The sequence below is a fragment of the Cryobacterium algoritolerans genome, from assembly GCF_004402785.1.
Lineage (GTDB): Bacteria > Actinomycetota > Actinomycetes > Actinomycetales > Microbacteriaceae > Cryobacterium > Cryobacterium algoritolerans.
The window spans coordinates 1-17,733 of sequence record NZ_SOFP01000066.1 but is presented as its reverse complement, the minus strand read 5'-3'; the positions used below and the strand labels follow the sequence as shown (position 1 = coordinate 17,733).

The following is a 17,733-nucleotide window of genomic DNA, read 5'->3' as shown; positions in this document are numbered from 1 at the left end:
GCACGCCTGCTCATCCACGAACCACTCCTGGAAGGCCAGAATCGACCGTGGAAAATCAGGTTTGGACACACTTCACACTAGCTGAGCTAAGCGGATACGCACTAGTCGATTTATGCAGATGTCTGCATAAATCGACGAGCTCGGCTACCTGCCGCTGCCCGCCGAGGCCGCGTCAGCGCTGTTCCAAGTCATCAACCAGCGCTACCTGAAAACGTCGATCGTGATCACCACGAACCGGCCCGTCGGCGCCTGGGGCGAGATCCTCGGCGACACCACCGTCGCCGCCGCGATGCTTGACAGGCTCCTGCACCGATCCGTCGTCGTCACCCTCGACGGCGGCTCCTACCGGCTCCGCAACCACACTGCCCAATCCAACGAGCTCCGCCGCGTGACAACGGGCACAAACTTCCGCTAATCTAACCTCGCGACCTGGGGAGCTTCGATGAGCAGGACTGGGGAATTTCGCTGAGTGCCGTCACGCGGCCTGCCACAACCTGATGAAGCTGCACACCATGCAAACCAAGGCGCTTCTGAACGCACCGGCCGCGCTGATAGCTCCGCCGGCAACCTAAAGAGCAAGGCGGAACCGCCCTACCGGGCGGCGGCGGCAACAACAGCGACGGCGCCGTCAACGCGACCGTGGCCCTCTTTTCGATCAGCACAACCACAATTCCCCCGTTGGCTACCGGGCCATCAACGCCCAACCCACGCCGAGACCTGGACCCGTATTTCGCGGCATCAAGCCCAAATAGGCCTTACCGACCCACGCTCCTAGGTAAGTCGCGGGGTAGGTCATGAAGTCGAACACATCGGCAATCATCTTGGTTTCTGGACCAAAGAGCTCATCGAGATAACCCAAAGTAGAACGATTGGCGAGCACATTCGGCCGAACAAGGCACGTTAGCCAAATCGGGCACAGACGGAGGATGCGGCTCCCATTACTCATAATTTTGGCCGTCGCGGTTGAACTGGGCCGCGTTCTCGATTCGCGTAGACTCCAGCATCCAACCGTTTCTTGAACTTTGCGGGAGCTCCGGCATACAGCGCATGGCTCTCGGTCAAACCGGCGATGACCACCGAACCCATTGCGACGACTGAATACGGTGGGACTCGTGCCCCCAATACGAGACTGCACGATCCCCCCACCATCGCGTATTCACCGATCTCGATCGACTTAGTGTCCAGCACTCCATCTACGACATCTATGCCATGGGTCATGAAGACCGATCGAACTCCCGCAATCGTTGAGAATGCGCCGACGATGACACCCCCGGACACATCAAAATAATGCCTGCTTGTGATCGCTGAATGCCCACCGACCCGGAGCACCCCTGCTGTCTCAACCTGTTGCGCCTCAACGAGGAATGGAGCAGCCGAGACCCAATTCCACTGTCCAATTTCGGAAAAAGGACCGAGCCGCAATTCGTTCACGTTGCGAAAGACGTTGAATGGACCGATGCGAGCCCCCTCAGAGATGTCGAGGCGGGTCGCACCGACGACCAGAATTGGACCTATCATTGCGCTCTTATGAATCGAATGGCCAGCTCGGTTCAGCATCCAGTTCTTGACTCGAGAGGCGGGCAGAAGCCCGAGGAGCAGACTAGGTACGGACGTCATTTGGTCGCTCCCGACTTCAACGCGCCTGGCACCACACGCTGAGTTGCTGCCCGGGCCAGGGCTCTGATGCCTCTGGCAGTGTCCGCCCAGGTATTCATCGGTTCTCGTCCTCCTGATCGGTTGATACCTAGATCGAGTCCTTCGAAGATCTTTCCCGCGAGGGACTCTGCACTTGGATCCGCGACGATGAGACCAAGTCCATGAATGATAGAAAGGCCGCTGTCAGCGGTTCCCACAACCGGAATTCCAAAGTACTGCGCTTCCGCAACAGGCAAGCCGAAACCTTCATCCGACGATGCTAATACAACGACACTTGACGATTGAATAAGACGCTGATATTCAATGTCGCTTACAAATCCGGGAAACCGACACTGCTCGTCTACATGATTCAACCGAGCAACCTCCCTCAGCGCCTCTGCGTAGGCCGCATTTGCACCGAGTACTACCAGCTGAGTCTGTTCTAGCACTTTGTCCCGGAGGAGACCAAGCGCGGCTATGACAAGTTCGGGGCGTTTGTTGGAATGGTGACCGAACGTCAATATCGTGGCGTGTCCCTGGTTACGTCGGACTGTTTGCCAACGTCGCGAATGATCTCGACCATTCTCGACAACGAACACGTTGGCCTCGGGAGCATACGAAAGCGTCTCCTGAGCCGTCTTCCCGGATATCGCAACAACGAATCCAGCGCGGTTGACAGAGGTTTGCCAAATTCTACGATACAGGCGTTGAATCCTACCGAACTCCTTGGCGTTCTTAAGATGTCGCCAATCGTGAACAACACATGCGCGCCGGCTTCTCGGGACGAGTGGAGACACAACGGGACTTACTGAGAGCAGCACATCCGCTCTATTCGAGAAATACACCCAAGGTGACCTGAAGAACTGGCTGAGAACCCTCGTCAGAGTCGTTTCGCCAGAAACACAGACGGTTTTGATCGACGGGTAGGATTCGAACTCTTGGGCAATCCAGCTCCCCCCAACGAGAATGAGTCGATCTTCGCTGTATTCCCCCACCCACGCATGAATCAGTTCCTGTGCATACGACCTCATACCGCCAGATCTAGCCGGCGCGCCAAGGAGATCAACTACGATCTTCATCGATCTCCTCAGTTGACTCGACAAGGCGAGGATCATTGAAGCCTGACACCCAGGCATTAACCGAATGAATCTCAAACCCCGGGGGCATTTGACCGTCACCAGCTAAAGATGCAATCTGCCTCCGAAACAGCTCAACGTCCTGCGGCCCGCTCGCAGGCAGAACCACTACCCGCTCCGGATCGAAGAAATCCATTTCAGCAACGAATGGATTGGAAGTGACGAGCGTCGACCCCGAAGCGAGCACTTCGAAGGTACGCATAGTAAGTCCTGACTGCCCCTCCCTCTGCATATCCAGGACAGAACGTGATTGCCGGAAGATGCTGGCAACTTCACTGCGATTCAGTTTTTCAAAACTCACATCCGTTCTCTGCACCTGGCGAAATCGGCTGCTGAACACTCGTCTAACGTAGAACAACCAGGCCGCTTGCACGTAAAAGAATCGATATGTGTTCTGCAGTCCCGCGAACACGTGACCTACGAACGCAAATCGGTCCGAGTGCAGCGTTCCAACAAAGGAAGCATCGAACTTTCGAATCTCATGCACGGGGCCTGGGGTGAAATCGAGGGCATAGAAAAGGTGCTTGAGCTCTAGCTCTTCATACCTGCGGACATCCTCGAAATCAAAGCTATACAGGCGATCGAAATATGGAAACAGCTGCACGCAGTTTGGGCTGTTCTTTATCGCATCGAAGGTGTAAAACACGAAACGCGCGCCAGGCTGAACGGAGCGCAGTTGGGCCAAGAACCAATCTGGAACGACTTCGCCCTTCACTACAAGCACCAAGTTGTACCGGCGCCCGACGATTGTACGAAGGATGCCTTCGAAATGGACTCGAATACTACGGTTGAGAACAGGCCGACCGAATCGTAAGATCGCCTTGGCCCACGACGCATTCGATGGCCTCTCGTCGAAATAGTCCACTTCTGATCCTTGTCGCACGAAGGCGTTCTCAATGTCGCCTTCATAGCCGAAGAACGATGGTGAGAGAAATAGGACCCGTTCAGGAATCATTTGAGGAGTTTCCTCGCTCTCATTTCCGCGAGAGACGACTCGTACTCTCCACCGACCTCGGGCTGAGCATCAACCCAATTCACAAACCTCGACACCCCTTCACGGAAAGAGATCTGGGAGCGGAAATCTAGCTTTTCTACCGCCAATGCTGTCCCCGCGAAATTATGACGAATATCTCCCAGACGGTAATTCCCTGACACGCGGACCGGAACTTCTTTCCCAAATGCCTGAAAGAGGCCTGCGATCACCTCGGTTACTGTTGTCGCGATGCCGCTACCCACGTTGACAGCCAAGCCGTCCGCGCCATTCGAAACGATTGCCCGGTATGTCGCGTCCACAACATCGTCAATGAAAACGAAGTCGCGGCTCTCCAAGCCGTCTTCGAACACGTTGATCTCTTTGCCCTCACGGATGAGCGTCGAAAAGATGGAAAGAATCCCGGTATATGGGTTCGTGAGAGATTGACCTGGACCATAGACATTTTGGTAGCGCAATGCCACGGGAGCAATGCCCAATGTTGGAGCTACCGTCAGCACCATAGATTCTTGCGTGTGTTTGGTAATTCCATAAACAGATGAAGGTTGAATTCGAGAGGATTCATCCGTCGCGACCAAGGTCAGTGGTAGCACTGCGCCAGGATACGTCACCTCAAAGTCGCCGGCAGCCATGTCTTGGTCTGCCCTGCTCAGCGGGAATACCGTGCCCAAGTTCTCGCTCTGATATTGCCCTTCGCCATATATAGCTCTCGACGACGCAACGACCATCTTCCTCACGTCATGATCCGAATTAGCCAGGACATCAAGAATCTTCGCCGTGCCCCCCACGTTTGTTTCGACGTAGCGATCAATTTCGTACATCGATTGACCCGTCCCAGTTTCAGCCGCGAGGTGGACAATGACGTCATGCCCAGGCACGACACGGGCTATGTCCGCGCGGGAAGTCACACTTCCGACAACAACGTGAGCGATATCTACGACACTTTGGTAAAGAAATGAAGTCACCTCCGGACGTTTCCCATGAATCTGGCTGAGTAGGCTATCGAACACGGTAACCTCATGCCCTTCTGCCACGAGGCGCTTCGTGAGGTTCGAACCGATGAATCCTGCGCCACCCGTAACCAGTACTCGAAGTTTCATTCAGATGCTCCAATGTTTGTCTTAATGTGCGGGATTTTCATTTCGCATCCTGACCAGGCACGAGAACTGCTCTCAACGTTCGCCACAGTATGACTAGGTCGCCGGCCATTGACCAGTTCTCGACGTAGTAGAGATCCAGCCGAATACTGTCTTCCCATGAAAGGCTTGACCGACCGCTGACTTGCCAGAGGCCACTCATTCCAGGTTTGACAAACAGCCGCCGGTGGGCGGCGGAATCGTAGAGCGCCACCTCACCATCTCGCTGCGGCCGAGGACCGACGAGACTCATGTCGCCTTTGAATACATTGAGAAGTTGAAGGAGCTCATCAAGCGAGTACCTGCGAAGGAACCCACCAACCTTGGTAAGCCTCGGGTCGTTGGAGACCTTGAAGAGGGGTTTATTGCCTGTCCCCTGAGCTTCGAGCAACGACGCGAGCTGGCTGTCAGCGTCGACGGTCATGGATCTGAATTTCAGCATGTTGAACGGCTCGCCGTTTAACCCAATGCGTTCCTGCCGGTACAAGACAGGTCCGCTGCTGGTCAACCTAACGACTAGTGCGATGACCACAAGTGTTGGGGAGAACAGCAGGAGGAGGAGTCCGGAGCCAGCAATGTCGAAGGCGCGCTTTGCGAAGTGCTTCAGGCCTTCATAGCTCGGCATTTCAACGTGGATAAGCGGCAGTCCCGCAACAGGGCGAGCGTGGATGCGCGGGCCGCCAATACCAGTAAGGCTCGGGGCCACGACGAGATGCTTTCGCCCTGGTTCGAGGGCCCAGCTGAGTTGTCGAATACGTTCAGGAGGCAGGTCGTCGCTGCTGGTGACTACCACAGTGTCGGCGCCCGTTGCCGCGAGCGCTGGTTGGAGATCGTCGAAGTCACCGAACACCGGGACGTCCGTTGTCGAGAGGAAAGTGGAAACCCGGCCGCTTGGCACGCAGGCACCAACAACTCGGTATCCCGCCTCGGTCGACGATCGGAGCACTCGAGCCAAATGCGTTGCCGATGCTGCCGAGCCGACCAACAACACCGTTGAGGAAAACAAACCGCGCTGTCGCTGCACGCCAAGCCACTGGCGCCACATCCATCGAGAGAAAATTAGTATCACCACACCAAGAGGGAGGGCAATCAAGATATATCCTCGGGCAACGTCGATCTGTAAGAGAAAGGCGCTGATGGCCAACAGTCCGAAAAGGCGAAACGACGCATTCGCGATGAGCTTGTACTCGTCCGCACCCGTGCCGAGGACTCTGTAACCCCGGGTGCCATAGGCGCCGAGCATGGCCATCCAGGCGACGATCAGCATCACCGAAACACTCGTGTAGTTCACCTCAAGATCACGTGCGTTGCCTCGAAAGGCAAGATCTGCGGTATCGAGTCCAAACCAGAGTATTTGTACCCCGAACACCACCCAGATCAGAACGAGTAGGTCCGTGATGACGAGCCGGGCCGCGTAGACGCCACGCCAATCGCGTCCGCGGTTCTTCCGGTCAACGTAAATTGGGATTGATGTTGGATTCTCGCTCATTTTTCCCCCATGCGGCGATTCGAGCACCGCGCTACTGCTTCGATTGGTGAACGATTCCTCACCGTCGTGACGAACCACTTAGTTCCAGGTCGCTCCCCCATCAGAGGAACGAACGAATGCGTCGCCAGCCCACAGCCACACTGTGCCGACGGCGCCCGACACGGCGATATTGCCCGTGAGCCCACTCGGTTGTACGGCAGCTTTGAAGCAACCCGCTTCGGTGGATTCGCGCGCGGGCGCCAGAGTGATGAGTTGCACACCGGCACACTCGGAACGGCCGACCGCCGCAGCGAGATAGCCGGTGTCAGTGTCAGTGATGCTCACGACGCCGGGGAGGGCAGATGCTGGGGACCAGGCGGCGGCATCTACGGTGGAGAAGAGTCGACCGTCCGCGCAAAGCGCGGCAGCGGACTTGTCATCGCGCACGGCGAGCGTGACGACGGCATCACAGGGAGCCTTGGCGGATCCAGACGGGCTGTGAATGGTGGCGCGATCGGCGGGATCGACGAACCAGGTGCCGGCGAGCTTGTCGGAGTAGGAGGAGTAGTTGTCGCCCGAGACGAAGGTTTTGACGAACTGGGGGGCGCAGTCTGACTTGGCTAGGCCGACCATTTCGACGACGCTCTCGCTGGTGACCATGAGGCTTTGCAGCGCCGTGACCTTGGCCGTGCCTGTGGCGTCGGTCTTCTTCCACGTTGCGCCGCCATTGGTAGTGAGCTCCGGCGATGCGGGGGTTGCGGGGCATGGGCCGGTCTGGGCTCGCCATGCGGTCTGACCATCGACCGCGTCGAGGAGACGGGTGGGCGGGAGCGGCAGCACGGTCGTGGCCGCTGGAGTTGCGGTGGGAGTAGCCGTTGGCGTCGGCGCCGCGGCCGCGTCTACGGCGCTGGCGGCCGAGAAGGTGGGGATGGGGCGGGATACCTCGGCGGCGTCGGTCGCGCGGGTGGAGCCGAGGGCGAGAACGATGAGGATCAAGTCCGCGGCGACAAAGGTGGCGACGGCCACGTAGACCCAGACGCGACGGCGCGAGGTGTCCCGCGGGACGTGGCGGGGAGGCTTCGCCATGGTTAGCAGCTTCCAGTCGTGGTGGCGAGGGCGGTTGTGATGGTGCTGACCGCGGTGTCGATGATGTGGGCTACCCGCGCGTAGATCTCGGTGGACTGGCGGTAGGGGTCTTCAATGTCGTCGTCGGCGGGGTGGTGCGGGGGAAGGGCCAGTCCCTTCGTGGCGGCGATCTCGGCGAGAAAGCTCGTGATCGTGGGGGTCTCGGCAAGCTCGACCACTGACGGGTCGGAGACAAGGCGGGCGAACTGGTTGAGCGTGTAGGCGTAGCGGGCCGCCCGCGGGTGGAGGGAGACGACCTCGCCGCGGTGCTCACGGGTGGCGGTGAGGATGAGGTCGGCGGACTCGATCAGGGCCGGGGTGAGCTGGCGGGCGGCGTGGAGTTGAGAGGTGGCGCCGTATTGGCGGGAGAGAGCGGCGGCCTCGTCGGTCATCGGGTAGTCGACCATAGCGCGGGTGCCGGCGCTGGTGACTATGGCGGGGATGCCCGCGGCGTTCAGCCGGGTTTGGAGAAGTTGCTCGGCGAGTGGGGAACGGCAGATGTTGCCGGTGCAGACGACCAGAACGGTGAACGGAGTTTCGACCACCGTCAGGCCTTTGCCTTCGCCAGGGCGCGGGCCTTGCGGGGGCTGGGCTCGGGGATCTCCTCAGCGCCGTAGCCATAGCCGTAGCCGTAGCGGCCGTAGCCGTAGGCATCCGGGCCCTTGGTCGGCAGCATAGTGAGCACGAGGCCGGAGACGGTGGCGCCCACGTTGTCGAGGGCGGCGATCGCGCCTTTGAGCTGGCCCTTCTGGGTGCGGCCGGAGGCGACCACGATGATGGCGCCGCCGACGTTCTTGGCGAGGATGGCGGCATCCGTGACCGGCAGCAGCGGCGGGGTGTCGAAGATGACCACGTCGAAGGTCTTGTTGAACTCGGCGATGAAGTGGCTCATGCGGGCGGAGCCGAGCAGTTCGCTCGGGTTCGGCGGCACGTGGCCGGCCGGCAGCACGTAGAGCTTGCCCTTGCCCCAGGGCTGGATGATGTCCTTGAGCTCGGCGCGGCCGACGAGCAGGTCGGTGAGGCCCACGGTGCCGTCGATGCCCATGTAGTCGGCGATCTTGGGGCGGCGCAGGTCGGCGTCGACGAGCAGCACGGTGGCGCCGGAGTCGGCCAGGGCGATGGCGAGGTTGGCGCCGGTGGTGCTCTTGCCCTCGCTCTCGATGGAAGAGGTGATCACGAAGCTGCGGTCGGTGCGGCCCACGTCGAGAAACTGCAGGTTGGTGCGCAGGGTGCGGAACGACTCGGCGCGGGGGCTGCGCGGGTCGACGTGCACAATCAGCGGGCGGTCCTGGGCCTTGGGGTCGAAGACGATGCCGCCGAGGATGGCGGAGTCGGTGACCGTTTCGACGTCGCGTTCGTTGCGGATGCGGGTGTCGAGGGTCTCGCGGAGCACGGCCAGACCCACGCCGAGGGCCAGGCCCACGAGGGCGCCGAGGGCGATGTTGAGCGGAACGTTCGGGCTGACCGGGATGGAGGACACGGTGGCCTCCTGCGCGCGGGTGAGCTTGACCGGAGAGACCGCGTCGGCGCCGACGGGCGTCTCGATGTCTTGCACGACCGCGGTGAGGCTTTGCGAGGTGGCGTTGGCGATGTCGGCAGCGCGCACCGGGTCGGTGTCGATGACGGTGATCTCGATGATCGAGGTATCGAGGGGCGCCGAGGCTGTGATCTTCTTGGCCAGCTCGTCGGAGGTGACGCCGAGGCTGAGGCTGCCGATCACCGGAAGCAGCACGATCGGCGTGTTCACGAGGTCGGAGTAGGTCTTGACCCGCTGCACGGTGAAGCTGCTGCCCTGGGCAAGGTCACTCGTGGTGCCGCTGGCCTGGGTGGAGACGAACACCTTCGAGGTGGCACTGAACTTGGGCGTCTGCAAGATGGAATAGGTGGATGCCGCACCCACCGCCACGAGGGTGAGCAAGACGATCAGCACCCAGCTTTTGCGCAGGATCCGAATGTAGTCGCGAAGCTCCACGCTGCGGCCTTTCCTTGATTAACAGATCAAGGCCGATCATTCCGCCCCGCTCTCATGTTGCCATACATCGGAGGGTGGGGTGTCACATGGGTCGGCGGGTCGGTCAGGCCCGATAGTTTGGGGTTCATGGCGGTCAGCTCGAACTCTGCGGAAGCACGTGTGCTCGGCGAGCCGTGGGCGCTTCGGGTCGCCGCGATCGGGGTGCTGCTGGCCGTGGGGCTCGTGGTGTTGGTGGGTGTCGCGGCGGAACGACTGTGGATCGGTGACTCGCGGGTTGCGTTGTTGGTCAGCTATTTGGCGGTGTGGGTGCCGCTCGGTGGGGCGGTTGTTGTTGTCGGGGTCGGGGCTTGGCGGCGGCTGGGCGCTGAGTTGGGCGTCCGGCCTGGCGCCGGGTCGTTTGCCGGGTCGTTTGTACGCGGCCTCGGGCTGCGGTTTCAGCCACTCGACCTGCTCTGGGGTCTTGCAGTCGGTCTGCTCGCCCGGGTCGCCGCGAGCCTGATCGAGATCGCCGGCTATGGGCAGATGGGCGGCTCACCCGTGCTGCTCGGCACCCCGGTCTACGACGGCTGGTGGCTGTTCGGCGCGCTGCTCGCGCCCGTTCTCATCGCCCCGTTCGTTGAGGAGGTCTTCTTCCGCGGCCTGCTGCTGCGCGGGGTAGCCGGCAGCACGGATGCGCGCCCCGTGGCACTCAGCCTCGCCGTGGTCGTCAGCGCCGCCGTGTTCGCGCTGCTGCACGTGCTCGACGCGGAGTCGGCCACCGTGGTCGTCGTGGCCGGGCTGTCGACGTTCGTGTTCGGGCTCGCGGCCGGATCCGTTGCCGCGGCGACCGGGAGGCTCGGCGGGGCGGTGATTGCGCATGTCACGTTCAATGCGCTGGTTGTGGTGCCGGCGGTGCTCGGCGCCCTGGGGTGAGTGGGTCTCGACGAGCTCGACCACCGGGCAGGCTCGACCACCGGGCGGGGCTACGGGCGGCCGAGGCCCTGGTAGGTCCAGCCGGCTGCGCGCCAGGCGGCGGCGTCGAGGGTGTTGCGGCCGTCGATGATGATGGGCACCCGCACGAGGGTGGCGGCCCAGACCGGGTCGATCTGCTTGAACTCGGCCCACTCGGTGACGAGCACCACGGCGTCGGCGCCGCGCAGGGTCTCCTCGACCGAGGTCGAGTAGGTGAGCTGTGGATGCCGCAGCCGCGAGTTCTCGATCCCCTGCGGGTCGGTGGCCATCACGTCGGCGCCCAGACCGCGCAGCTGCACGGCCACGTCGAGCGCCGGCGAGTCGCGCACATCGTCGGAGTGCGGCTTGAAACTCAGGCCGAGCACCGCCACCTTCGCGGTGTAGACCGGCTTGTCCAGCGCCTGCAGGGTCATCGCGACGACGCGCTGGCGCTGGCGCATGTTGATCGTGTCGACCTCCTTCAAGAAGGCGACCGAATCGCCCCGGCCGAGCTCCTCCGCGCGAGCGGTGAATGCGCGGATGTCCTTGGGCAGGCAACCGCCGCCGAAGCCGACGCCCGCGTTCAGGAACCGGCGGCCGATGCGGTTGTCGAAACCGATCGCATCCGCGAGCTGGGTGACGTCGGCGCCGGACACGTCGGCGATCTCGCTCATGGCGTTGATGAAGCTGATCTTGGTGGCCAGGAAGGCGTTGGCGGCGACCTTGACGAGTTCGGCCGTGGCGAAATCGGTGACGATCAGCGGAGTCGCGGCGGCGATGGCCGCGGCGTAGACCTCGTTGAGCAGTACGGTGGCGTGCTCGCCGGCCGCGCCGGCGGCAACCCCGTAGACCAGCCGGTCGGGGCTGATCGTGTCTTTCACGGCGAAGCCCTCGCGCAGGAACTCGGGGTTCCAGGCCAGGGTCGCGCCCGTTCCGGAGCGCTCGATGACCTCGGCGAGGCGGGCGGCCGTTCCGACGGGAACCGTGCTCTTGCCCACGACCAGGTCGCCGGCGGCGAGATGCGGCAAAATCGACTGCACGGCGGCGTCGACGTAGCTGAGGTCGGCGGCGTGGCTGCCGGCCTTCTGCGGGGTGCCGACGCCGATGAAGTGCACCTGGGCGCCCGCGGCATCCGCAATGTCGGTGCTGAATCTCAACCGGCCGGAGGCCATGGCCGAGGTGAGGATCTCCGGCAGCCCCGGCTCGTAGAACGGCGGCTTGCCCAAGGCGAGCTGCTCGATCTTGCGAATGTCGATGTCGATGCCGATGACGTCGTGGCCGAGTTCGGCCATCGCCGACGCGTGCACGGCGCCCAGGTAGCCGCAGCCGATCACGGAAATTCTCATGCGATGTTCTCCATCCATTCAGCCTAGAGGCAGTCCGTGAACGGGACCTGACCTCAGGCGGAAGGCCCCGAACGCGAGTTCAGGGCCTTCGATGGGGTGACGAGTCTGATGCAGTCCAGCCGGTGTCGGGCGGCCTACGCGACGGGGCGGTTAGTCGAGGATGAACTGCTTCGGGGTCTTCGCGTCGATGCCGTCCACGGTCACGGCCAGGTGGTACGACGCACCGCCGGCCGAGGCCGCCGGCCGGGAGTTTGAGTCGCAGGTGTCGGGGCTGGAACGGATCCGGTCCCAGGTGACCGGAGTGGTCGAGCTCACCGGTACCTTGGGCTCAAGGGTGACGTCGGCGTCGCTGGGGTTGGTCTGGCAGTCCGTGGACTTCCAGTAGACATCCTTGCCGCTGGAGATCGTGAACACCTGCTTCGCGGTGCCGGCGTTGATGACGCAGGGCGCCGAGCCCGTGTTGGTGATGCTGAGCGAGAGTTGCGGCATTTTGCCGGGCTCATAGGTATCGGCGTCGGTGGTGGCCTCCACCTGCACCTGGGCCGGGTCGCACTTCGCGGGGACGGCGGCCGGATCGGTGGCCGCGGCGGCGGGGGCATCCGTCGACGCGGTGGATGCCGGCGCCTTCGGCTTGCCGTCGGGCTGGCCGTTGCTGGAGCCGGGGCGCACGATGATGAGGAGGATGATGATAAGCACGAAGAGCAGGCCGAGGCCTACTACGAGGCGACGGCGCCAGTACACCTTGCTGGACTGGGGGCCGACCGGATGTTTGATCGTCGACATGGATCAAGGCTAACGAGGTTCCCGCCGGCGGCCGGGAATGCCGAGCGTGTCGGTGCGCTTTGCCGGGTTCCCATCGAACAAAGGTCGGAACCGGGCCTGGATGGCACCGGTTCCGACCTCCGCACGGTTGGTCTTAGTCGTCGTGACCGCTGTGACCGTCGTGACCGTCGTCGTGGCCGTGCGGCGGCTTCGGGGTCTTCACCCTGTCAACCTTGATCTCGGACCAGCCGATCACGGCACCCGACGCATCCTGCACGACGATGTCGTGGTTGCCGGGGCGGAGGTCGGCCGGGAGGGTCACCGTGACCTTGCCCTGCGCGTCCACTGTGAGCCAGCCGCCGAGGTTGACCGGCGTGGACCGCACCCAGACCGAGACGAACTCGGCCGCGTGCGAGGCTCCGACCGAGATGGTCACGGTGTCCCCTGCCTGATAGACCCGCTGGTCGGTCGCGATCGTGTTCTTCAGTGCCTTGGTCCGGGCGCGGGACGACGCCGGGGTCGGCGCGGCGGCGGGCGGCACCGGCACGTTGACCGTGACCGGGACGCGCACGATCGTGCCGGACTCCTTCGCCGTCAGCTCGAGCACGCCGGCTGCCGGGGCGTCGGCTGGGACGGTGAGCGTGACCGCTGCGGTGCCTGCGGCATCCACCGCGACCGTGCCGAGGGCGGCGTTGCTGCCCGGCCAGAGCAAGGTCAGCTCGGTATTCTTCGGCGCGCCGAGCGAGGTCAGGTTGAGGTTGCCGACCCTGAAGGTGACGGAGTCGCCGCGGCTGACGGGCGCGGTCGGCGCACCCGTGACGCTCGCCTGGCGGGCGGCGAACGACGGGGTGACCGGGCTGCGGGCGGTGAGGTAGCTGATCCACGCGTCCCGGTCGACGAGACCGGAGTCGCGCGTTCCCGTGCCGGCGAGGAAACCGCGGAAGTTGTCCCCGCCGGTGAGCAGGAAGTTGAACGACCCGACCCGGTAGGAGCGCGCCGGGTCGATGGCGGCGCCGTTGATCCAGATGCCGGTGATCCGGTCACCCTCGGCGCGGGTGGCGTCGAAGGTGTAGTTCACGTTGTCGGACAGCCCGAGCTGCAGGTAGGGCCGGCTCGGCACGTTGCCGGCCGCGTCGCGCTGCCATTGCTGCTCGAGCACCGTCTTGAACTGGGCCCCGGTGAGGCTGGTCGTCCACAGGTTGTTCAGGAACGGCAGCACCGCGTTGGCCTCGGCGTAGGTGACGACGCCGTCGGGCGCCTGGGCCAGGTCGGCGCGCATCCCGCCCGGGTTGACGACGCCGATCTCGGCGCCGCCCTTGAGCGGGTCGGCGAGCGACTCGCGCAACGAGTTGGCGACGAGGGTCCCCAGCGCCGACGGGGCCGCACGGTTCTCGGCGCAGGGCGCGGTGCCGCCGATGCAGGCGCGGGTCACGTCAGCGGTGACCGAGCCGATCGGCTGGTTGCCGATGACGGCCGCCTGGGCGAGCGCGGCATCCGTGATCGTCTTCACGGTCGCGACCCGGGGGTAGGCGGCGACCAGGGTGGCGTCGGCGGTCGTCGACCGCTTCACGTTCTGGTTCTTGACGGTGGTGGTGACGCCGGACCTCTTGTCGAAGTTGAGCACGACCTGGCCGATGTTCTCGCCGTAGCTGCCGGTCTGCAGCACCGGGCGGGTGACGCCCGCCGCGGCTCCGGGCACTGGGGCGTTCCACGCGTACTGCTTGTGGGTGTGGCCCGTGAAGATCGCGTCGACGCTCGCGGCGGTCTGGGTGACGATCTTCGCGAAGGCGCTGTCGGTGACGGCGAGTTCCTGTTCGAGCGTCGCACCCTCGGGCGCGCCGGCCCCGGCGCCCTCGTGGTATTCGGCGATCAGCACGTCGGCCTCGCCGTTGGCGGGGTTGCCGTCGCTCAACTGCGCCGACACCCGGTTCACCGCGGCGACCGGGTCGCCGAAGCTGAGGGTGGAGATGCCGCTCGGCGAGACGAGCGAGGGGGTCTCCTCGGTCACGGCGCCGATGACGCCCACCGTGACTCCGGAGACGTCGACGATCGCATACTCCGGCAGGGCCGGGGTCTGGGTGCCGGCGAGGTAGACGTTGGCCCCGAGGTAGTCGAAGTCGGCGGCGGCGGTGACCCGGCCGGTGAGGTCGGCGAAGCCCTGGTCGAACTCGTGGTTGCCGACCGCGGAGGCCTTCAGCCCGAGGGCGTTCAGCACGTCGATGGTGGGCTTGTCCTTCTGCGACGCCGGCGCGAAGAGCGAGGCGCCGATGTTGTCGCCGCTGGAGAGGAACAGGGTGGCCGCGTCACTGTACTCGGCGCGGAGCTGCTCGACGGTTCCGGCGAACTTGACCGTGTTCGCGTCGATCCGGCCGTGGAAGTCGTTGATGTTGAGCAGGTTGATGTTCACATCGGTGGGACTGGCCAGCTTCAGGCCGACGACCGCGGGGTCGTGGTCGGAGGAACGGTACGGGTCTGCGCGGTAGAAGTCGGTGACGTTGTTGTTGTACCGGCTGTACTCCAGCGCGACGGACTCGACCGAGTTGATGTTCCAGACGTCGACGTCGGTGACGGCGGCATCCGCTTCGACCGAGGCGAACACGTGGTCGAGGGAGCCGACGGCCCCGCCGAACGCGTAGGTGTACTCGCCGCTCTTGGCCTCCTGGCTCAGGTAGCCGGCGTCGGTGATGACCTTGATCGGGTCTTCCTTGTCGTAGGCGTTGAAGTCTCCGGTGAGGAAGACCCGCTTGATGCCGGTGTCGGTCTTGAGCGTGTCGGCGAAGCCGACGAGGGCGGTCGCCTGGTTGACCCGGGAGGCGTTCGAGGCACCCTGGCCGTCGCCGGTGTCGGCGTCGACGCCGGTGCCGGACCCCTTCGACTTGAAGTGGTTGACGATGGCGAGGAACGAGCTGCCGGTGTCGCCGACCAGCTGGAACGCCTGGGCGAGCGGCTGGCGGGCGTTGACGAAGGCCGGGGCGTCGAGGATGCTGGAGGCCCCGACGGTCTCGACGGCGTCCTTCTTGTAGATGAACGCGGTGCGGATCACGTCTTCGGAGGCGGGGAGCGCGGCCGGTGAGGGCACGAACGCCCAGACCGGGCTGCCGGCGGCGGCGTTGAGCGCGTCGACCAGGGTGGAGAGGGCGGCGTCGCGGTTCTGGCCGAACCGGGCCGTGTTCTCGATCTCCTCGAGCGAGACGACCTGGGCGCCGAGCGCGTTGATCGCCGCGACTATCTTGGCCTGCTGCCGTTCGAAGCTGACCTGGGTGGCCGCGCCGCGGGCGTCGCATCCGCTGTTCACGGTGATCGGCGTGCCGGCCCGGTCGGTGTAGTAGGTGCAGCCGGTGAGCGAGTCTCCGGTGGTCGGGAAGTAGTTGAGCACGTTGAAGGTGGCCAGGCGGATGTCGCCGCCCACCTCGCGCGGCGCGGCGGTGCGGGTGTTCGCGAAGGTGGCCGGCTGCACGGTGGCGGCTGTGGCGGGCACGAGCTCGGCGGTCGGCTGGAACTTCCAGGCGCTGTTGCGGAAGTCGAGGATGACCGGCCTGGTGAAGGTGACGGCCGCGCCGACGCGCACCGGGGCATCCGTCGACAGGTACGGGACGGGCTTGGCCTTGTTCGCGGCGGCCAGGTAGTTGGTGGTGGCACCGTCGTCGAGGGTCACCGCCCTGGCCTTGTTGTCGGCGACGGCGGCGGTGTACTCGGCGGTGCCGGGGCGGGCCACGGCGGTCGGCGTGACGAGCGCGGTGGTGCCGGCGGCGAGGCCGATCTCGCCGTACTGGTTGGTCGAGTAGTTGTTGGTGACGGTGAAGTCGCCGGCCGGGGCAAGGAGCATGCCCTCGAGAGATTCGCGGGCGGCGGCCTCACGCGGCAGGGCGACGGTGGCCGGCTGCGGCGGCACGATACCGGCCGGATCGAGCGGGGCGAGGTCGGTGAGGGCGGGGACGCTCAGCTGGGTCAGGCCGAAGTACTCGCTGACGGCGCCGGTGACGGAGAGGAAGTCGCCGACGGCCACCGTGGTGGCCAGGGTGCCGGTGTAGACGAAGATGCCGTCGGAGGCCGGGTGGGCGGCCGGGTCGAGGGCGCCGCCGGTGCCGGGCGTCTGCAGGTAGAAGCCCTTGAAGCCGCCGGCCGGGTAGGCGGCGGTGACGACACCGGAGGTGGTCACGGTCTTTCCCGCCTGGGGGCTCACGTCGGTCGTGCCCTGGATCTCACTGATCGGCAGGGGTGCGGTCGGGGTCCGGGTGGGCGTCGGGTTCGGCGTCGGGGTCGGGGTCGGGGTCGGGGTCGGGGTCGGGGTCGGGGTCGGGGTCGGGGTCGGCGTGGGTGTCGGGGTGGGCGTCGGGGTGGACGCCGCGTTCATCGGGGTCGGCGCGGCGGCGGTGAAGTCCGCCGCGTTGGCGTCGGTGTCGACCTGGCCGGTGCGGCTGAGGGAGGTGGTGACGGATGCGGCGGGGGCGGCCGCGGTCTCGAAGGTGTTGGAGCTGCCGTAGCCGAGCAGGTCGATGATGCCAGGGGTACCTACGAGGGAACCGGTGGCCGGAGCGCTCAGCGCGGTGGCCTGGTTGGCGAGAAAGAGCGTTCCGCCGCCGGCGGCGAAGGAGAAGGCGAGGGAGGCATCCGGGGTCGGCAGCGCGGCGCCGTTGGCGGCGTTCGAGCTGCCCTGCACGAGGAAGTAGCCCTTGGCCGGGATCTGGCCGGTCAGCGCGAGCACGCCGGTCGGGTTCTGGGCACCGGTGGCGGATCGGTACTGGAGCGACGTGCCGTCGAGGGTGACCGGGGCATCCGTGGGGTTGTAGAGCTCGACGAACTTGTTCAGGTAGCTCGCACCACCCGAGCTGCCACCGTTGAGGTAGGCCTCGTTGATGACGACTCCGGTGCCGGCCGTGCTGGCCAGCGCCGGGAGTGCGAAGAGCGGAGCGGCGACGAGGCTCACGCCCAGCAGTGCGGCGCCGACCAGGCGCAGCCGACTTCGAGGTGCAGATGACATTGTTCTCCCCACTCATCGACCGGAAGCGGTCAAGCCCAAGATAGGGAACCCCGGCGACAAATGGCAGACCGGAAGCTGAACGGTTCGGGCGGCACCGGCGTGTCGCGCGGATGAGCAGGATCGGACGAAATTACCCCCGCATGAGCGGCACTCGAATGGGTAACATGTGCGCCGACCGTCGCCGCCTCGCCCCCAGCAAGCCCGGCCCGCCCGGGTCCGGCCCGCCCCGGCCCGGGCCGCCCGGGTCCGGC

At 64.5% G+C, this 17,733-nt stretch carries 12 protein-coding genes and 1 pseudogene; 2 read left to right on the top strand and 11 right to left on the bottom strand.

The window, feature by feature from the left end:
* Positions 1-130: 130 nt before the first annotated feature.
* Positions 131-415, top strand: a pseudogene (locus tag E3O19_RS13825) (ATP-binding protein); the annotation flags it as partial.
* Between the two features lie 527 nt (positions 416-942).
* On the opposite strand, the gene E3O19_RS13820 reads toward E3O19_RS13825, so the two are convergent.
* From E3O19_RS13820 to E3O19_RS13785, 8 genes are all read right to left on the bottom strand, one after another.
* Positions 943-1,617, bottom strand: a complete 675-nt coding sequence (locus tag E3O19_RS13820) for an acyltransferase (RefSeq protein WP_134568526.1) — start codon at positions 1,615-1,617, stop codon at positions 943-945.
* Positions 1,614-2,714: a glycosyltransferase gene (locus E3O19_RS13815; protein ID WP_166804581.1), complete on the bottom strand. Its 1,101-nt coding sequence runs from the start codon at positions 2,712-2,714 to the stop codon at positions 1,614-1,616. Before E3O19_RS13815 ends, E3O19_RS13820 begins: the two co-directional genes overlap by 4 nt.
* Positions 2,698-3,726 (bottom strand): WaaS/CpsH family glycosyltransferase, encoded by a 1,029-nt coding sequence (locus E3O19_RS13810; protein ID WP_134568524.1) that lies wholly within the window; start codon positions 3,724-3,726, stop codon positions 2,698-2,700. Before E3O19_RS13810 ends, E3O19_RS13815 begins: the two co-directional genes overlap by 17 nt.
* Positions 3,723-4,862, bottom strand: a complete 1,140-nt coding sequence (locus E3O19_RS13805) for an NAD-dependent epimerase/dehydratase family protein (protein ID WP_134568523.1) — start codon at positions 4,860-4,862, stop codon at positions 3,723-3,725. The genes E3O19_RS13810 and E3O19_RS13805 overlap by 4 nt, the downstream gene beginning before the upstream one ends.
* A 37-nt stretch (positions 4,863-4,899) precedes the next feature.
* The gene (locus tag E3O19_RS13800; RefSeq protein ID WP_134568522.1) at positions 4,900-6,387 is read right to left on the bottom strand and encodes a sugar transferase; all 1,488 of its coding nucleotides are present in this window, start codon (positions 6,385-6,387) and stop codon (positions 4,900-4,902) included.
* Between the two features lie 78 nt (positions 6,388-6,465).
* The gene (locus E3O19_RS13795) at positions 6,466-7,452 is read right to left on the bottom strand and encodes a hypothetical protein (RefSeq protein ID WP_134568521.1); all 987 of its coding nucleotides are present in this window, start codon (positions 7,450-7,452) and stop codon (positions 6,466-6,468) included.
* Positions 7,453-7,454: 2 nt separating this feature from the next.
* The gene (locus E3O19_RS13790; RefSeq protein ID WP_166804580.1) at positions 7,455-8,036 is read right to left on the bottom strand and encodes an arsenate reductase/protein-tyrosine-phosphatase family protein; all 582 of its coding nucleotides are present in this window, start codon (positions 8,034-8,036) and stop codon (positions 7,455-7,457) included.
* Between the two features lie 2 nt (positions 8,037-8,038).
* Positions 8,039-9,463, bottom strand: coding sequence for a tyrosine-protein kinase domain-containing protein (locus E3O19_RS13785; RefSeq protein ID WP_134568519.1), 1,425 nt, complete (start codon positions 9,461-9,463; stop codon positions 8,039-8,041).
* Between the two features lie 126 nt (positions 9,464-9,589).
* Between E3O19_RS13785 and E3O19_RS13780 the strand changes: the two genes are divergently transcribed.
* Complete coding sequence (locus E3O19_RS13780) at positions 9,590-10,375, top strand: CPBP family glutamic-type intramembrane protease (RefSeq protein ID WP_134568518.1); 786 nt, start codon at positions 9,590-9,592, stop codon at positions 10,373-10,375.
* A gap of 50 nt (positions 10,376-10,425) precedes the next feature.
* Here E3O19_RS13780 and E3O19_RS13775 read toward each other — a convergent pair whose 3' ends face one another.
* From E3O19_RS13775 to E3O19_RS13765, 3 genes are all read right to left on the bottom strand, one after another.
* Positions 10,426-11,739 (bottom strand): UDP-glucose dehydrogenase family protein, encoded by a 1,314-nt coding sequence (locus tag E3O19_RS13775; protein ID WP_134568516.1) that lies wholly within the window; start codon positions 11,737-11,739, stop codon positions 10,426-10,428.
* A 150-nt stretch (positions 11,740-11,889) separates the two neighbouring features.
* Positions 11,890-12,522, bottom strand: coding sequence for a hypothetical protein (locus E3O19_RS13770; RefSeq protein ID WP_134568514.1), 633 nt, complete (start codon positions 12,520-12,522; stop codon positions 11,890-11,892).
* A gap of 133 nt (positions 12,523-12,655) precedes the next feature.
* Complete coding sequence (locus E3O19_RS13765; protein WP_134568512.1) at positions 12,656-17,482, bottom strand: ExeM/NucH family extracellular endonuclease; 4,827 nt, start codon at positions 17,480-17,482, stop codon at positions 12,656-12,658.
* Positions 17,483-17,733 lie beyond the last annotated feature (251 nt).